General features: G+C 39.1%; 17 protein-coding genes. All 17 read right to left on the reverse strand.

The window, feature by feature from the left end:
* Positions 1-38 precede the first annotated feature (38 nt).
* Positions 39-1,187, reverse strand: coding sequence for a 1-deoxy-D-xylulose-5-phosphate reductoisomerase (dxr, locus tag NSR00_RS05285; protein WP_063386696.1), 1,149 nt, complete (start codon positions 1,185-1,187; stop codon positions 39-41).
* Positions 1,184-1,996, reverse strand: coding sequence for a phosphatidate cytidylyltransferase (locus NSR00_RS05290; protein ID WP_063386695.1), 813 nt, complete (start codon positions 1,994-1,996; stop codon positions 1,184-1,186). The genes dxr and NSR00_RS05290 overlap by 4 nt, the downstream gene beginning before the upstream one ends.
* 14 nt (positions 1,997-2,010) lie before the next feature.
* The gene (locus tag NSR00_RS05295) at positions 2,011-2,784 is read right to left on the reverse strand and encodes an isoprenyl transferase (protein ID WP_340787469.1); all 774 of its coding nucleotides are present in this window, start codon (positions 2,782-2,784) and stop codon (positions 2,011-2,013) included.
* Between the two features lie 118 nt (positions 2,785-2,902).
* The gene (frr, locus tag NSR00_RS05300) at positions 2,903-3,460 is read right to left on the reverse strand and encodes a ribosome recycling factor (RefSeq protein ID WP_063386693.1); all 558 of its coding nucleotides are present in this window, start codon (positions 3,458-3,460) and stop codon (positions 2,903-2,905) included.
* A 2-nt stretch (positions 3,461-3,462) separates the two neighbouring features.
* Complete coding sequence (gene pyrH, locus NSR00_RS05305) at positions 3,463-4,185, reverse strand: UMP kinase (protein ID WP_063386692.1); 723 nt, start codon at positions 4,183-4,185, stop codon at positions 3,463-3,465.
* A 109-nt stretch (positions 4,186-4,294) separates the two neighbouring features.
* Entirely contained in the window at positions 4,295-5,176 is an 882-nt protein-coding gene (gene tsf, locus NSR00_RS05310; RefSeq protein ID WP_063386691.1) for a translation elongation factor Ts, read from the reverse strand.
* Positions 5,177-5,252: 76 nt separating this feature from the next.
* Entirely contained in the window at positions 5,253-5,954 is a 702-nt protein-coding gene (gene rpsB / locus NSR00_RS05315) for a 30S ribosomal protein S2 (RefSeq protein WP_063386690.1), read from the reverse strand.
* A gap of 149 nt (positions 5,955-6,103) precedes the next feature.
* Positions 6,104-6,583 (reverse strand): DUF6115 domain-containing protein, encoded by a 480-nt coding sequence (locus NSR00_RS05320; RefSeq protein ID WP_340787471.1) that lies wholly within the window; start codon positions 6,581-6,583, stop codon positions 6,104-6,106.
* A 21-nt stretch (positions 6,584-6,604) separates the two neighbouring features.
* Positions 6,605-7,375: a FliA/WhiG family RNA polymerase sigma factor gene (locus tag NSR00_RS05325; protein ID WP_063386688.1), complete on the reverse strand. Its 771-nt coding sequence runs from the start codon at positions 7,373-7,375 to the stop codon at positions 6,605-6,607.
* A gap of 35 nt (positions 7,376-7,410) precedes the next feature.
* Positions 7,411-7,908 (reverse strand): chemotaxis protein CheD, encoded by a 498-nt coding sequence (locus tag NSR00_RS05330; RefSeq protein WP_063386687.1) that lies wholly within the window; start codon positions 7,906-7,908, stop codon positions 7,411-7,413.
* 4 nt (positions 7,909-7,912) lie between these two features.
* Positions 7,913-8,539 (reverse strand): chemotaxis protein CheC, encoded by a 627-nt coding sequence (locus NSR00_RS05335; protein ID WP_066246481.1) that lies wholly within the window; start codon positions 8,537-8,539, stop codon positions 7,913-7,915.
* A complete protein-coding gene (locus NSR00_RS05340) occupies positions 8,523-8,996 on the reverse strand; it encodes a chemotaxis protein CheW (protein WP_063386685.1) in 474 nt (157 codons plus the stop codon). The genes NSR00_RS05335 and NSR00_RS05340 overlap by 17 nt, the downstream gene beginning before the upstream one ends.
* 25 nt (positions 8,997-9,021) lie before the next feature.
* On the reverse strand, positions 9,022-11,082 hold the full coding sequence (locus NSR00_RS05345) for a chemotaxis protein CheA (protein WP_340787475.1): 2,061 nt from the start codon (positions 11,080-11,082) through the stop codon (positions 9,022-9,024).
* A 19-nt stretch (positions 11,083-11,101) separates the two neighbouring features.
* A complete protein-coding gene (locus NSR00_RS05350) occupies positions 11,102-12,154 on the reverse strand; it encodes a protein-glutamate methylesterase/protein-glutamine glutaminase (RefSeq protein ID WP_340787477.1) in 1,053 nt (350 codons plus the stop codon).
* Positions 12,155-12,159: 5 nt separating this feature from the next.
* Positions 12,160-13,035: a MinD/ParA family protein gene (locus tag NSR00_RS05355; RefSeq protein ID WP_340787479.1), complete on the reverse strand. Its 876-nt coding sequence runs from the start codon at positions 13,033-13,035 to the stop codon at positions 12,160-12,162.
* A gap of 6 nt (positions 13,036-13,041) precedes the next feature.
* Positions 13,042-14,130 (reverse strand): flagellar biosynthesis protein FlhF, encoded by a 1,089-nt coding sequence (flhF, locus tag NSR00_RS05360; protein WP_094246036.1) that lies wholly within the window; start codon positions 14,128-14,130, stop codon positions 13,042-13,044.
* Positions 14,130-16,163, reverse strand: coding sequence for a flagellar biosynthesis protein FlhA (gene flhA, locus NSR00_RS05365; RefSeq protein WP_063386680.1), 2,034 nt, complete (start codon positions 16,161-16,163; stop codon positions 14,130-14,132). The genes flhF and flhA overlap by 1 nt, the downstream gene beginning before the upstream one ends.
* Between the last annotated feature and the right edge of the window lie 4 nt (positions 16,164-16,167).

Here is a 16,167-nt window from a genome sequence, read left to right on the forward strand (position 1 = left end):
TTCATCATCTGCTGGTGCCGCTTTTGCGGCATGGGGGTCTAATTAATTAAAGATTGAACAAACTGTCTTGTCCTTCCATCCGCTTCTTGTATATCCTCCAAGGTCGGATTGAAAAGCGGAGCATGTTCTTCTAATGCCCTTTCCACAAGTTCTTCTATCTTTAAAAACGGAATTTTATCTTCCAAAAAAGCATTGACTGCCACTTCGTTCGCTGCGTTTAAAACAGCAGGCATTGTACCTCCTATTTTACCCGAATCAAAAGCAAATTTTAAGCAACGGTATCGATCAAAATCAATTTTTTCAAAATGAAGCTGTCCATATTTTGTTAAATCCAATCTTTCGCTTTCATAAGAAGGAATTCTATTTGGATATGTAAGCGCATATTGAATCGGTATTTTCATATCAGGAGTTCCAAGCTGCGCTATGATGCTGCCATCATGAAATTCGACCATCGAGTGAATGACGCTTTCTTTATGCAGCAGCACATCAATTTGGTCGTATGAAACAGAAAACAGCCAATGTGCTTCAATGACTTCAAGCCCTTTGTTCATCATCGTCGCAGAATCGATCGTTATTTTTGCGCCCATTGACCAGTTCGGATGGTTTAACGCTTCCTTAACTGTAACATGCTTTAATTCATTTCGCGATTTATCCCGAAAGCTTCCTCCTGAAGCCGTTAAAATAAGCCGTTCGACGCTTTCCTTTTTTTCCCCGTTCAAGCATTGGAAAATCGCGGAATGTTCACTGTCCACAGGAAGAATTTGCACATTGTGTTTTCGAGCATAGTCGGTCACAATTTGTCCAGCTGTAACAAGTGTTTCCTTATTCGCTAAAGCGACCGTTTTTTTCGCTTCGATCGCTTTTAGTGTTGGAATAAGCCCAACGCTCCCAATGACCGCATTCACTACTATCTCGCCTTTATGATAAGCAGCCGTTTCACACAGCCCGTCATGTCCGTATGTAAGCTGACAGTTAGAAGGGATGTTCAAACGAATTTGATCATAAATTTCACGATTTTTGACAGCAACAAGCTCTGGTTTAAATTCATGAACAGCCTTCAATCCAAGTTCGATATTTTCTCCAAATGACATCGCAACTAGCCTGAATGAATCCGGATTTGCTCGAATCACATCGAGAGTTTGCTGCCCAATAGATCCTGTCGCACCCAGCAAAATAATTTTTTTCACATTGTCACCCCTTGTCTACTGATCAATTGGATGAAGAAATATAAAATCGGCATAATAAAAATCAAGCTGTCAAAACGGTCAAGAACTCCCCCGTGGCCTGGAAAAATCGTTCCGGAATCCTTTGTGCCGTAATGGCGTTTAAAAGCGGACTGTACTAAATCCCCCATTTGTCCAACAATAGAAACAATGACGGACACAAAAACGGTTTGAACATATGTCGGTAAAAAATTTGCAAAATAGTGGAAAATTAATCCAACCAAAATTGCCGAGAAAATCCCTCCGAAAAATCCTTCGACTGTTTTATTAGGGCTGATTTCAGCTGATAGTTTTTTCTTTCCGAAGGCTCGGCCGATAAAGTAAGCGCCTGAATCAGTCGCCCAAATCGTTAGCAGAGCAAACAAAAGCTTGTCTAGACCTAACACTCTCATTTCAATAAAAAAATAAAATCCGACTCCCACATATATGATCGCAATGAGCGCAAATCCAACGTCATCAAAAGAAAATTGGTTTTTTGAAAACACTGTATAGATCAATAACAGGATCGCGCCAAAAAAAAGAAAGCCAGTTTTACTTATATGTATTTGATGAAGCAAATCAATATAACGGTTTGGGAAAATTAAAATCCATAAAAGGATAAAGCTGAACAAAACTGGAAATGAAAATAAATGAAATCGTTTCATTCTAAATAATTCAAACAATCCAACTGATGCAAGCACATAAATAGCAATTGTCAGCGGAAGTCCGCCAATAATGACAATTGGTACAAATAAGGCTAAAGCACAAATTGCTGTAATGATTCGTGTTTTCATTTTTTTAGCTCCTTCTATACGCCGCCGAATCTGCGGATTCTCTGCTGATATTCGCGGATTGCCTCCAAAAAATGGTGTTCATTAAAATCCGGCCAGAGCACATCCGTAAACCAAAATTCAGTATAAGCCAGCTGCCAGAGCATAAAGTTGCTTAGCCGAATTTCTCCGCTTGTCCGAATTAACAGGTCAGGATCTTTGAGCTTTTTCGTCATTAAATAGTTGGAAAACAATTGTTCATCTATGTCATCTATATGTAGTTTTCCATCTTCGCGGTCTCTTAATATGTTTTTTACTGCTTCAACAATTTCTGTTCTGCTGCCATAGTTCAACGCAAAATTTAAAATCAGCCCGGTGTTTTGCTTCGTTTCATTCACAGCTTTCTTCACAGCATTTACCGTATAATCGGGGAGCATAGATTGATCGCCGATAACCCGAACTTGCACGTTTTCCTGTATTAATTCCGGCAAAAAAGTCGATAAAAATTCGACCGGAAGGCGCATTAAATAATTAACCTCATCTTTTGGCCTTTTCCAATTTTCTGTTGAAAACGCATATAAGGTCAAAACTTTGATGCCGATATCGCTCGCTAATTTCGTAATTTTTTTAACTACTTTCATTCCTTCCCGATGGCCGGCCATCCTAGGCAGCGATCTTTTTTTCGCCCATCTTCCGTTTCCGTCCATGATGATGGCCACATGTTCCGGTATTTCATTTACTAAAATGTTTTCTTTCGCCACCAAGTTTTTGGAACCTTTGCTGCTCTTTTTTTTATAAGGAAAATTAAACATAAGAATCCTCCACCGAGAATAATATGACATTAAAAAATGTAGCAAATCCTCTTGAACAAAAAAACCCCCTGTGAGAAAAGAGGGTTTTTAGCACATTTCTATTGTACATTCATTTTGTTTAAACTTCCATGATTTCTTTTTCTTTTTCTTTTGTTGCGGAATCAATTTTTTTAATGTATTCGTCCGTCAGTTTTTGTACATCATCTTGAAAACCGCGCAGTTCATCTTCTGTAATGTCGCCCGCTTTTTCTAATTTTTTTAATTCATCATTTGCGTCTCTGCGAATGTTTCGCACAGCGACTTTTGCATCCTCTGAATATTTGCGAACTACTTTTGTCAGTTCTTTTCTTCGCTCTTCCGTCAATGGAGGAATGGCAATGCGGATGACGGATCCGTCCGATGTCGGCGTTAATCCAAGATCAGATTTTAAAATTGCTTTTTCAACCTCACCGATTGTCGATTTGTCATAAGGCTGAACAACAAGCAAACGTGCTTCTGGCGTGGAAATCGATGCCAATTGATTTACAGGAGTTGGAACTCCGTAATAGTCGACCTGAATTTTATCAAGCAAAGACGCGTTTGCCCGGCCTGCACGAACACCTGCTAATTCACGTTTGAAAGCTGATAAAGCTTTTTCCATTTTTTCTTTCGCTTGTGAAAGAACTTGTTTAGACATGTTTATTTCCCCCTTACAATTGTTCCAATATTTTCTCCTAAAACAGCACGTTTAATGTTGCCTTCTTCCATAATCGAGAAAACAATTAAAGGAATATTATTGTCCATGCATAATGAAGAAGCTGTTGAATCCATGACAGCCAACCCGTCTTTTAATAAATCTAAATAAGATAACTCATCATATTTTACCGCTGAGGCGTCCTTTTTTGGATCTGCGCTATATACACCATCTACATTATTTTTCGCCATTAAAATGACATCTGCTTCGATTTCAGCGGCTCTTAACGCAGCCGTTGTGTCTGTTGAGAAATAAGGATTTCCTGTTCCTGCTGCGAAAATGACTACTCTTTTCTTCTCCAAATGGCGAATGGCTTTTCTTCTTATGTACGGTTCTGCGACTTGTCGCATTTCAATTGAAGTTTGCACTCGGGTAGGAATGCCGAGTCCTTCCAAACTATCTTGTAAAGCTAAAGAATTCATAACAGTCGCCAGCATTCCCATATAGTCTGCTGTTGCCCGATCCATCCCCATCTCGCTGCCGATTTTGCCTCTCCAAATGTTTCCGCCGCCAACAACTACTGCGACTTCTACACCCATTTCAGCAATTTCCTTTACTTGTCTGGCAATTGACTGTATGACGGAAGGATTAATTCCAAAGCCTTGAGCTCCAGCAAGCGCCTCTCCACTTAATTTCAGCACGATACGATGATATTTTGGCGTACTCATATTAACCTCCAAGCTATTTCTTGACGCTATATATAGAAAAGTTGAAACAAAGGGTTTTCAAAAAGAGGGAACACTCGCTTGTGTTCCCTTCTTAACATTTTCATGACTTTTATTTCTTAATTTGATTCATAACTTCTTCAGCAAAATTTTCTTGACGCTTTTCAATTCCTTCTCCAACTTCATAGCGAACAAACGCTTTTACGTTTGCGTTTTGTGCTTTGACGAAATCGCGTACTTTTTGATCAGGATTTTTTACAAAATTTTGCTCTAAAAGGCAAATTTCCTCAAAAAATTTGCCGAGGCGGCCTTCAACCATTTTTTCTACAATGTTTGCAGGTTTTCCTTCTTGAAGAGCTTGTTTTTTAAGAACTTCGCGTTCGTGCTCCACTTCAGCCTGAGGAACATCTTCACGAGAAATATAACGCGGATTAACCGCTGCGATATGCATTGCTACATCTTTTGCAGCAGATTCATCATTTGTGCCTTCAAGCACCGTTAATACTGCAATGCGTCCGCCCATGTGCAAGTAAGCGCCGAAGACATCTTGATCATTTTTCTCGACAACTTCAAAACGGCGTAAAGTAATGTTTTCGCCAATTTTAGCAATAGCAGCATGGATGTATTCTTCCACTGTTGAACCGTTTTCCATTTTGGAAGCCAATGCGTCTTTTAAATCAGCTGGTTTGCTTGCCAGCAAGTGTTTAGCCAAATCTTCAATTAATTGTTTAAAAGAATCATTTTTTGCAACGAAGTCTGTTTCGGAATTCACTTCCAAAATAACAGCTGTATTGCCGTCAGTTTTGATTAATGTCAAGCCTTCTGCAGCGATTCGGTCAGCTTTTTTCGCAGCTTTCGCTATGCCTTTTTCACGAAGATAATCTATTGCTTTGTCCATATCACCATTTGTTTCAGTCAATGCCTTTTTGCAGTCCATCATGCCTGCACCGGTTTTTTCCCGAAGCTCTTTTACCATTTGAGCAGTAATTGCCATAAAAGTTCCTCCTTCAATTCGTATGCTTAAAAAAGGTGATAAAAGGCTAAAATCCCCTCTTATCACCTTTTGTCATTTAGGCAGTTGTAGTTTCTTCGCCTTGTTTGCCTTCTAAAACAGCATCTGCTATTTTGGAAGTTAACAATTTGACGGCGCGGATTGCATCATCATTTGCAGGGATTACATAATCGATCTCATCCGGATCGCAGTTTGTGTCAACGATGCCGATAATCGGAATATTTAATTTGCGAGCTTCCGATACAGCGATGCGCTCTTTGCGAGGATCGATAATATAAACAGCATCAGGCAGCTGTTTCATTTCCTTAATGCCGCCTAAAAATTTCTCAAGGCGTTCCAATTCTTTTTTCAAACGAACTACTTCTTTTTTCGGCAATACATCAAATGTGCCGTCTTCTTGCATTTTTTCAATTTCTTTTAAACGAGCAATTCGTTTTTGAATTGTAGCAAAGTTCGTTAATGTTCCTCCCAGCCAGCGCTGATTGACGTAAAACATTCCTGCACGTTCTGCTTCTTCTTTAACAGATTCCTGCGCCTGCTTCTTCGTACCAACGAATAAAATGTTGCCTCCATTTGCAGCTAACTCTCTTGCAAATTGATACGCTTCCTCAACTTTTTTTACTGTTTTTTGAAGGTCAATGATGTAAATTCCGTTCCGTTCAGTGAAAATATAGCGTTTCATTTTCGGATTCCAACGGCGTGTTTGATGACCGAAATGAACACCAGCTTCTAATAATTGTTTCATTGAAATAACTGACATTTTCATTCCTCCTAATGGTTTTTCATCCTCCGCCCGCTTCATTTTTAAGCATGACTGCACAAAACAGCACCGATGCTTAAATCAACAGACGTGTGTATTAGCACCAAAAACAAATATAACATATGGAAGTTTGGCAATCAAGAAAGAATTCAATCGTTTTGTTGAAATTTCATGACGAGTTCAATTTCTGTTTTGCCGACATGTAATGTTTGTGCGATTTCGTCTATAGTATATCCTTTCTCTAATAATTGGAATACTTGTTTATGCAAATTTTTTCTTTTATCTTTAGGCTCTTCTATAAGCTCTGCATCCTTGTCGATAGGCTCTGCATCCGCGCTCGTGTCTTTCTGGATTGTGCTCACTTCCACCTTGTCTTCCAGCTGCGCAACTAATTTTTCGAGATCAAAAGAACCGGGCTTGGCGCTGTTTTGCTCGAGCTGTTCAAGAAATTGTTTGTTTTCTTCTTTTAATTCCAATAAAAACATCGCGAGCGAATCTTCTGCTTCTTTTAATAATTGTTCCTGCTTTTCTTCTATTTTTTTTACATTTTGATAGCGAGTATAAAGGAGAATGATAAAGTAAAACGAAACGATGTGCAAAACAAAGCTCAGTAAAAGAAATACCGCCATGTTTCAACCTCATTTAACTTTTTAAGATAAAAGCTTAACGAGCGTTCCTTTTAATTTATATAATGCTTTCGAATGAATTTGCGAAATTCTCGAAGTGGACAAATTCAGCACGTTTCCTATCTCTGTTAATGTCAGCTCTTCTTTATAAAACAAGCTTAATACGAGCTGCTCCTTATCGTTTAATTGTGAGATCAATTTTGTTAAATGCTCAAATAATTCCTCTTTTAACAGATGCTCTTCCGGAGTTAATGTTTTATCATCCTTAAGGACAATGTTCATCTGTTCCCCTTCTTCTTGGTCATGCAATTGTTCATCAATTGACAAGACATTGGCAAAAAAGTTTTCATTGACGACATGAACGACTTCTTCGGGTGTCATACCCAACTCTTCCGCAACTTCATTAGGCGTCACATTGCGATGATATTTTTGCTCCAACCGCTCAATGGCTGCTTCCACTTTTTTTGCTTTTTCCCGAAAACTTCTTGGAAGCCAATCTTCTTTCCTTAGTCCGTCAAGAATGGCTCCGCGTATGCGGAAGGATGCATACGTATCGAATTTTAAATCTCGTGTAGGGTCAAATTTTTCCAGTGCATCATATAATCCCATCAATCCAAAACTTATTAAATCATCTTTATCGACATTTTTTGGAAGACCCACTGAAATACGACTGACATGATAGCGGACAAGCGGCATATATTTTTTGACGAGCATGTTGCCCGCATCTTGATCACGGTGACGAAACCACTTGTCCCAGTACACCCTTTCATCATTCAGTGTCATCGATTGGACCATTGCCTTTTTCCTCCTTCTAAAATGTCAATCTCCGGCTATATTTGCTTCACTCCAAGATTGACGGTGCGAATCGTCAAAATGAATGAATTCGTATCAAATTCAATGGTTCTTCCATTTTTACCGCCAACATCTTCGCTAACGATAGGGATATTACTGCTCAACAAATGCTGTTTAACCGCTTCAACATTTCTCGGACCTATTCGCATGATTTTGGAAGATGGCCGATGCGGAAACATTTCAGCTCCTCCAGCTATTTTCGCTTTAAAAAACATGATGTTTCCTCCATAGTTTTTTAAAAGACGAATTAATTCTGTTACAGCCGTATCCGCATATTTTGCACAATTTAAAGGCTCCTTGTTTGAAAGCGAAGAATCAGGCAGCATTATATGAGCAAGTCCTGCCAATTTATTTACATCATCATAGATGACGAGTCCGACGCAAGATCCTAATCCAGTTGTTCGAATTTTCCACGGAGCTTTCACAACATTCATTTCCGAAATACCGACTTTTACAACATTTTCAAAATGCCCCATTTCACTAAACCTCTAATATGTCAAAAATTTTTTTATATGACTGTGAGTCGGGCAGAAAGAAAATATGCCCTCTTATTAATTCGGAATCTTGATGCCCTTCTTCTTTTATAACAGCATCGATGACAAGTGCTTCATCACTTTCAAGCGAAAGCTCGATCAGAGCATGACTGATAATCGCGCCGAACATATCACATTGGATGGCAGGAACGGACGGATTAACCATCAAATTGGTCATGTTCGATAAAACAGATAAATAGGATCCAATCAGGATGTTGCCGAGCTCCTGCAAAACAGAGCATTCCATTTCTTTCATAGTTGAAGCATCCTGAAGAACATAATCATTCATTAATGCTTTTGCATATTTTTTAGCCTGCGGGATCGGCAAAATGAAAAACATCGATCCAGTTATATCCTCTTGAATGCGGATGTATACAGCCGTAACCTCTGTTTCCGCACCGCCTGCTAAATCCATCACATCGTTAAAAGAGGCGACATAAACGTTCGGAACTTTCATTTCAATTTTTTTATTAAGAAGTTGGGACAGACTCGTTGCGGCATTTCCCGCTCCGATATTGGCAATTTCCTTTAATATATCGATCCTTTTGTTTGATAAATCAAACAACTTGCTCATGCTCTATTACCCTCTGATTTTCTTTGCTCAGCACTTTTTCAAGGTCAAGGAGCATAATCAGCCGTTTATCCAATTTTGTAATTCCTTTTATAAACTCGGTTTCTACTTGTTCGATGACGCTTGGAGCAGGTTCAATACTGTCTTCAGATATATCGACGACATCATTGGCAGAATCAACAATCAATCCAACTTCCATTTCATTTTGAACAGCTATAATCACTCTCGTCTGATCCGTTATTTCTTTTTCCGGCATATTCAATCTTTTTCTTAAATCTATGATCGGAGTGACAACACCGCGCAAATTGATGACTCCTTTTATATAGTCAGCTGTTTTCGGAACGCGGGTGATATGGTCAACTTTTTCAATCGATTTCACATTTTGTACAAAAACCCCGTATTCTTTGTCTTGCAGCTGAAAAACTATGACCTTCTGTTCATTAAATACACTATTTGCCATTCTCATCTTCCCCTTCCATCAAGCATTACTGGATTAATGCATTACAATCAACGATCAATGCAACTTGACCGTCTCCTAAAATTGTGGCACCTGAGATGGCGAATACATTTGTCAAATATTGTCCTAACGATTTCAAAACAATCTCTTGCTGACCGATGAAGGAATCGACAACTAAACCAGCCATTTTATCTCCTTTTTTGACAACGACGATTGAAACATAATCTTGGTCATCCTCGGCGTCCACTTCAAAAATTTCTTTTAAAAACACTAGAGGTACAATTTTTCCGCGATAATCAATCACCTTGTTTTGATGTGTCTGTAAAATATCTTCTTTTTTAATAACAAGGGATTCAATGATAGACGAAATCGGAATACCGTATTTTTCATTTCCAACTTCAATGAGCATGGCGGAAATAATCGTTAATGTCAGCGGGAGCTGGATCGAGAATAAAGATCCTTTTCCTTCTTCCGACTCGATGGTGATGCTTCCTCCGAGCGATTCGATTGTATTTTTCACTACATCAAGCCCTACACCCCGTCCAGAGACATCTGAAATTTTTTCAGCCGTTGAAAAGCCTGATGCGAAAATGAGTTCATGAATTTGTTTTTCCGTTAATGTTTCGCTTGCCTCTTTTGTAACGATTCCCCGCTCAATAGCTTTTTGCAATACCTTTTTCTGATTAATTCCTGCACCGTCGTCTTCGATTTCGATAAAGACATGATTTCCGCTGTGATATGCGCTGAGCCGCAGCGTTCCTTCTTCTTTTTTGCCATATTTCAGGCGGGTTTCAGGCGTTTCAATCCCATGGTCGATCGCATTTCGGATTAGATGCACAAGCGGATCGCCAATTTCATCAATGACGGTCCGATCCAATTCGGTTTCTGCGCCAGTGACAACTAAATTGATTTTTTTATTTAAATCGCGGGCGAGATTTCTCACCATTCTCGGGAAGCGGTTAAAAACGGTTTCGATTGGGATCATGCGCATATTTAAAATAATGTTTTGCAAATCAGCTGAAACTCTGGACATTTTCTCAACCGTTTCTTTCAGCTCCGAGTGATTTAATTCTTTTGATATTTGCTCTAAACGCCCTTTGTCGATGACTAATTCTTCAAACAAGTTCATTAAAATATCGAGGCGCTCAATGTTGACGCGGATCGTCTTTTGCTGGTTTTTCTTCTGTTTTTGGCTAGTGTCTTTCGAGCTGTCCTTCTGCTGACGGCTTTGCTTGCTGGAAACAGTAGTTTGTTTGCTAGCAGCAGTTTGTTGGCTGGCATTAGATTGTATGCTGGAAACAGACTGCTGTACTCTTTCAGTACTTGGCTTTTCTACATTCACTTTTTCTACTAGTACTTCTTCAACCTCTGAAATTTTCAATAGGCTGTTCCGGATAAAGTCCTTATCTTCCTTCGTAATGTAGGCAACCGAAAAATTGTTGTCAAACTTTTCTTCTTCAAGTAAATCAACAGAAGGCGATGATTTGACCACTTCCCCGTGCTTCTCAAGCAATTCAAAAACCATAAATGCTCTCGCTGCTTTTAAGATGCAGTCTTCCCGAAGCCGAATGTTGATTTCGTATACTTGAAATCCTTGTTCAATTGATTGAAGAATGACCGTCCTGTCATATTCATCAAACTTCAGTTTTTTCACATCCTGCACTTGTTCTCTTGATGTTTCATTTTCAGCTGTCTCATCTTCAATTGGTTCTCCGCTTTCAATCGCTTGCAGTTTTTTCACAATGGCCGAAACATCTTTTTTGCCGTCTCCTCCTTGCGCAATCGATAAAACAATTTCCTCCAAATTCTCCAATGCTTCAAAAAGGACATCCATAATTTCAGGCGTTACTTCTAATTTTTGATTGCGAATGGCGTCAAACACATTTTCTATTTTATGGGTTAAATCCGCTAAATCTTCAAACCCCATCGTTGCGCCCATTCCTTTTAATGTATGGGCGGAGCGAAAAATTTCGTTCACAATTCCTAAATCATCCGGATTTTGTTCAAGTTCCAAAAGCTTTTCGTTGCACGACTGCAAATGTTCTTTACTTTCTTCAATAAAAATGTCCAAATATTGATTCATTTCCATGGCAACACACTCCTTGGATTTAGATCAGCTTTTGAATTAAATACGGAATTTCCATTAAGTCTTCCACGTAATCAACCACATTCGCTTGGATGGCGGATTTTGGCATCCCAAATATAATGGAGGTTTTTTCGGACTGTGCGATCCCTGTCGCATCTGTCCTTTCTTTTAATGCTTTCAATCCTTTTGTCCCGTCAGAACCCATTCCCGTTAAAATACAAGCAATCGTGTGATAATATTTTAAATTCGATAAAGACTCAAACAGTACATCGACAGAAGGTCTGTGCCCTCTCTTTTTTTCCGATTGATCCAGTTCAATGAATAAATTCCCTTGTTTTTCTATTACTTTCATATGGCTGCCTCCAGGCGCTATGTATGCTACCCCATTTCTGACGATTTCTTGATGCTCGCCTTCCTTTACTTCAATGTTTGACATTTCATTTAATCGTTCAGCCAACGATTTTGTAAATCCTGGCGGCATATGCTGTACGATGAAAATCGGCGAATTCAGGTTTTTCGGGAAGCATGGAACGATTTTTTGAAGGGTGCTCGGTCCTCCAGTAGAAGTTCCAATGGCAATTAAAGATTTTTTTCGCTGTCGATGGCTCTTTTCTCTCATCATCTCCTTTCGAGGAAACGTGTCGATCTCTTTTTTTAACATCTGAACTTTTTCTTTTGCCCGTTTTGCTGCTAGAACTTTTGCAATTAATTCTTCTTTCACTTTAAATATGTCAAGAGATATGGAGCCGGAAGGTTTCGGAATAAAATCAAACGCCCCGAAAGCTAAAGATTTTATCGTGTTTTCGGCTCCTTCTTTCGTCGAACTTGAAAGCATAATGACTGGCCTTGGAAACTTGTCCATGATAATCTGCAAAGTATCAAGCCCGTTTAAAACCGGCATTTCAATATCTAACGTCACAACATCAGGATCAAGCTCTGCGATCTTTTCAATTCCTTCTTTTCCATTTTTAGCTGTGCCAATCACATCGATGGAAGGACTCTCTAAAAGCAAATCGGAAATCAACTTTCTCATAAATGCCGAATCATCAATAACCAAAACCTTTACACGACTCAAAAACATCACCTACTTGAAAACAAAGATCTAAGAGAATGAATAAATCCTTTTCTTTTTATTTTACCATTTAAGTACATCTCTGTTATATTTTCTAGTGCTTTCGATATAGGAGCATTCGGAAAACGCAAAATAAATGGAATTTGTTCCATGACTGATTTCTGCACATGATCATCCTCCGGCAAACTGCCGAGCAAATCAATTGTTTTATGTAAAAAACGCTCTGCAGTGGTTCTAATTTTCTCCCATGTTTCTTTCGCTTCAATGTTTTTCTTGAATCGATTGACAACTACTTTCATCACCTTTTCTTGATCGAACTGGTGAATGAGCTTTATCGCACTGTAGGCGTCCATAATCGATGTCGGTTCAGGTGTCGTAATGACGATAATTTCGTCCACTGCAAGCAAAAATTTCAAGCTGTCTTTCGAAATTCCTGCCCCCATATCAAATAAGATGGTGTCGTATTTCTCTATTATTCTTTCAAGCTCGTAAAGAAAAAATTGAAACTCTGCTTCATCGATTGTGACAATATTGGAAAGGCTCATTCCTCCTGACAAATACTGCAAATTTAAAGGGCCTTTTTTGATAATTTGTTCAATTCCAATGCGGTTTTTCAGCAAATCGACAATTGATCTTTCTTGATACTTCTGTCCAAGCAAAAGATCGATGTTTGCCATCCCAATATCGCAATCTACCAGCAGTACACGGTCGTTTCGTTTTTTGATCAAGTTTAAAGCGAAATTTAAAACGAAATTCGATTTGCCGACTCCCCCTTTTCCGCTAATCACAGCCACTGTTTTTGCATGACGGTTAGGCGGAGAGTCTTTTATCACCGCATATTTGTTTTGCTGAATAATCCTTCTGAGTTGTTCTGCTTGATCCATATCCTGCTACCCCATTAAATATTGAATAAAAGTTTCATGATCCAGCTTATGAATGTCGTCTGGAACATCTTGACCGTCAGTCATATATCCGGCACCAATCTTTGTTTTGTAGACGATGTTATACATAGCTCCATAAGAGGAGGTTTCGTCATGTTTAGTAAAAATAAATTGATGAATCGGCAAATGAGAAAATTGGTTATAAACTTTTTCCATATCTTCAAATTTTGAAGTTAGAGAAAATACTAAAAATGTTTCCATTTCATCCTGAAAGTCAATGGTTTCGCTTAAATCTTGCACATATTGCTGTTCAAGGAAGTTCCGGCCCGCCGTGTCAATAAAAACGATGTCGCAGTCATTCAGCTTCTTTTTCCCTTCCTGAAAATCAAATGAGTTATAACAAACTTCAAGCGGGGCATTTAAAATTTCGGCATATGTTTTTAATTGATCGATCGCAGCAATTCGATAAGTGTCCGTCGTAAGAAATCCGATTTTTTTCTTGTAATTTATTTTGCAGATTGCGGCAAGCTTTGCCAATGTCGTCGTTTTTCCAACACCGGTTGGTCCTACAACATTCACAAATTTTTTTGAAAAAGTAATGCCGTGAAAAGGAATGTCCGAAATCCTCTTTTTTAACTCTTTCTTCAATTGAAATTCCAGCTGTTCGTTTGTCAGCTTTTTTTGATGGATCAAATACGTTTCCAGTATAGATGCGATCACATCTTGTTTAATCGGCTGCAGCAAACCTAACGAATCAATTTTTTGTTCGATCTCTTTTAGGTCAGGATGAATAACAGTACTGTTTACGGACATGGATTGAACGAGATCCTTCAGTTTTTTTATTTCATTCAGTACAGGAGACATCTCTAATTGTTGGCCCGTTTGATGTTCTATTTTTTCTTTTTGGGACCCGCTGATCATTTCATCTTCTTCATCAATGCCCGCCACCACTTCAATCATTTTTTTCTTAAACATTCCTAGAAATCCACCAGTATAGACGACTTTCGAATTGAGGATGACAGCATTTTGACCGAGTTGGCTGCGAATCGTCTTCATCGCCTCTTGCATAGTATGGGCTTTGAATTTTTTAATCTTCATTAAATATTCACCACTCCGACACTTTGTACTTCAATGTTTGATTCAAGTTCGTTGTATGACAATACGGGTACATCAGGCAAATATCGCTCGATCAGCTGCCGTGCATACATTCTGACAGAAGGCGAGCAGAGCAAGATTGGCGTTTGCTCTTCCATTGCCAGCTGTTCCACATTTTTTGCAATGGCTTCGACAATCCTTTGTGATACATGCGGCTCCAATGACAAAAAGGTTCCTCGTTCCGTTTGCTGCACGCCATCGGCAATGGCTTTTTCTACTTGAGCGGAGAGAGTAATGACTTTCAATGTCTCCCCTTCTTTTGCATACTGGCTTGTAATTTGTTTTGCCAGCGACTGTCTTACATATTCAGCTAAAATTTCCGGATCTGTTGTAAATTTGGCATAGTCAGCTAATGTTTCAAAAATAACCGGCAAATTTCGAATAGAAATTTTTTCTTTAAGCAGTTTCGCCAAAACCTTTTGAATATCTCCAATAGAAAGTGGATTCGGCGTAACTTCTTCCACTAATATTGGGTATGTTTCTTTTAAATGATCGACAAGCTGTTTTGTTTCGTGTCGTCCAAGCAGTTCATGAGCATGCCTCCGGATCGTTTCCGTAATGTGAGTAGAAACAACGCTAGGAGGATCGACGACCGTATATCCTGCCAATTCAGCTTGTTCTTTTAAATGTTCGCTGATCCATTTTGCAGGAAGTCCAAACGAAGGCTCAATTGTGTCAATCCCTTCAATCAAATCATTATCCATTCCTGGCGCCATCGCCAAATAATGATCGAGCATAATTTCACCTTTCGCCGCTTCGTTTCCTTTAATTTTTAATCTGTATTCATTCGGCTTTAATTGGATATTATCCCGTATTCGGACGACAGGAATGACAAGGCCCAATTCTACGGCAAGCTGCCTTCTGATCATTACGATCCGATCCAACAGGTCTCCCCCTTGTCCGCTATCAGCAAGAGGAATTAAACCATATCCGAATTCAAATTCAATTGGATCCATCGATAACAGATTCATCACTTGCTCCGGACTTTTCGCTTCGTTCATTTCCACTTCTTCTTCAACAATCTCTTCGTCTTTTTCAATTTGTTTCTTCGTACGATTCATCGCAAATGCTAAGAAAGCAAACATGAGAGCGATCGGAGTTGTTACGATCGGACCAATCGGAGTAACAATACCTAAAATAAAGATGATTCCTGCGGTAACATACAGCAGCTTTGGAAATGCTAAAAGCTGGTTCGTAATGTCTTGTCCTAAATTTCCGTCAGAAGCAGCTCTCGTGACAACAATCCCTGTTGCCGTTGAGATTAATAAAGCTGGAATTTGGCTGACTAATCCATCTCCAACTGTAAGAAGCGTGAATTTTGAAACAGCTTCTTGAAAAGAAAGCCCTTGCTGGATCATGCCGATGATAATTCCGAAAATAATATTGATCAGCACAATTATGACACCAGCAATCGCATCTCCTTTTACAAATTTGCTTGCTCCGTCCATTGCGCCATAAAAATCTGCTTCTCTTGCAATCGTTTCTCTCCGTTTTTTTGCCTCGTCTTCCGAGATGATTCCCGCATTCAAGTCTGCATCAATACTCATCTGCTTACCGGGCATGGCATCAAGCGTAAAGCGGGCTGCCACTTCTGCTACCCGTTCAGATCCTTTTGTAATGACAACAAATTGAATAATAACTAAAATGATAAATACGACAAAACCAACAAGGATATTTCCACCGACAACAAAAGTTCCAAACGTTTCCACGACTGTTCCCGCTTCTCCATTAGCTAAAATCGAACGCGTTGTGGAAACGTTTAAGCCGAGTCGATATAACGTTAACAAAAGCAAAAGAGAAGGAAAGATTGAAAATTGTAAAGGCTTTTCAATGTTCATGGATGTAAGGAGGACGAGCAAGGCAAGAGATATATTAATGATAATCAATATGCTCAGCAGCCATGAAGGCAGCGGGATGATAAGCATGGCAACAATTAAAATGACAGCTACTATAACCGATAAATCTCTTGCTGACATGATA

The sequence above is a fragment of the Aeribacillus sp. FSL K6-8394 genome (genome assembly GCF_038008865.1).
Lineage (GTDB): Bacteria > Bacillota > Bacilli > Bacillales > Aeribacillaceae > Aeribacillus > Aeribacillus composti.

Bases quoted from the DNA above. Each gene is read 5' to 3' on its own strand.
- frr (WP_063386693.1), bottom strand. From the start codon at position 3,460: ATGTCTAAACAAGTTCTTTCACAAGCGAAAGAAAAAATGGAAAAAGCT.
- NSR00_RS05330 (WP_063386687.1), bottom strand. From the start codon at position 7,908: ATGGGGCATTTTGAAAATGTTGTAAAAGTCGGTATTTCGGAAATGAAT.
- NSR00_RS05345 (WP_340787475.1), bottom strand. From the start codon at position 11,082: ATGGAAATGAATCAATATTTGGACATTTTTATTGAAGAAAGTAAAGAA.
- NSR00_RS05295 (WP_340787469.1), bottom strand. From the start codon at position 2,784: ATGTTTAATTTTCCTTATAAAAAAAAGAGCAGCAAAGGTTCCAAAAAC.
- NSR00_RS05325 (WP_063386688.1), bottom strand. From the start codon at position 7,375: ATGGTCCAATCGATGACACTGAATGATGAAAGGGTGTACTGGGACAAG.
- rpsB (WP_063386690.1), bottom strand. From the start codon at position 5,954: ATGTCAGTTATTTCAATGAAACAATTATTAGAAGCTGGTGTTCATTTC.
- NSR00_RS05340 (WP_063386685.1), bottom strand. From the start codon at position 8,996: ATGGCAAATAGTGTATTTAATGAACAGAAGGTCATAGTTTTTCAGCTG.
- NSR00_RS05290 (WP_063386695.1), bottom strand. From the start codon at position 1,996: ATGAAAACACGAATCATTACAGCAATTTGTGCTTTAGCCTTATTTGTA.
- flhA (WP_063386680.1), bottom strand. From the start codon at position 16,163: ATGTCAGCAAGAGATTTATCGGTTATAGTAGCTGTCATTTTAATTGTT.
- NSR00_RS05320 (WP_340787471.1), bottom strand. From the start codon at position 6,583: ATGGCGGTATTTCTTTTACTGAGCTTTGTTTTGCACATCGTTTCGTTT.
- tsf (WP_063386691.1), bottom strand. From the start codon at position 5,176: ATGGCAATTACTGCTCAAATGGTAAAAGAGCTTCGGGAAAAAACCGGT.
- pyrH (WP_063386692.1), bottom strand. From the start codon at position 4,185: ATGAGTACGCCAAAATATCATCGTATCGTGCTGAAATTAAGTGGAGAG.
- flhF (WP_094246036.1), bottom strand. From the start codon at position 14,130: ATGAAGATTAAAAAATTCAAAGCCCATACTATGCAAGAGGCGATGAAG.
- NSR00_RS05335 (WP_066246481.1), bottom strand. From the start codon at position 8,539: ATGAGCAAGTTGTTTGATTTATCAAACAAAAGGATCGATATATTAAAG.
- NSR00_RS05355 (WP_340787479.1), bottom strand. From the start codon at position 13,035: ATGGATCAAGCAGAACAACTCAGAAGGATTATTCAGCAAAACAAATAT.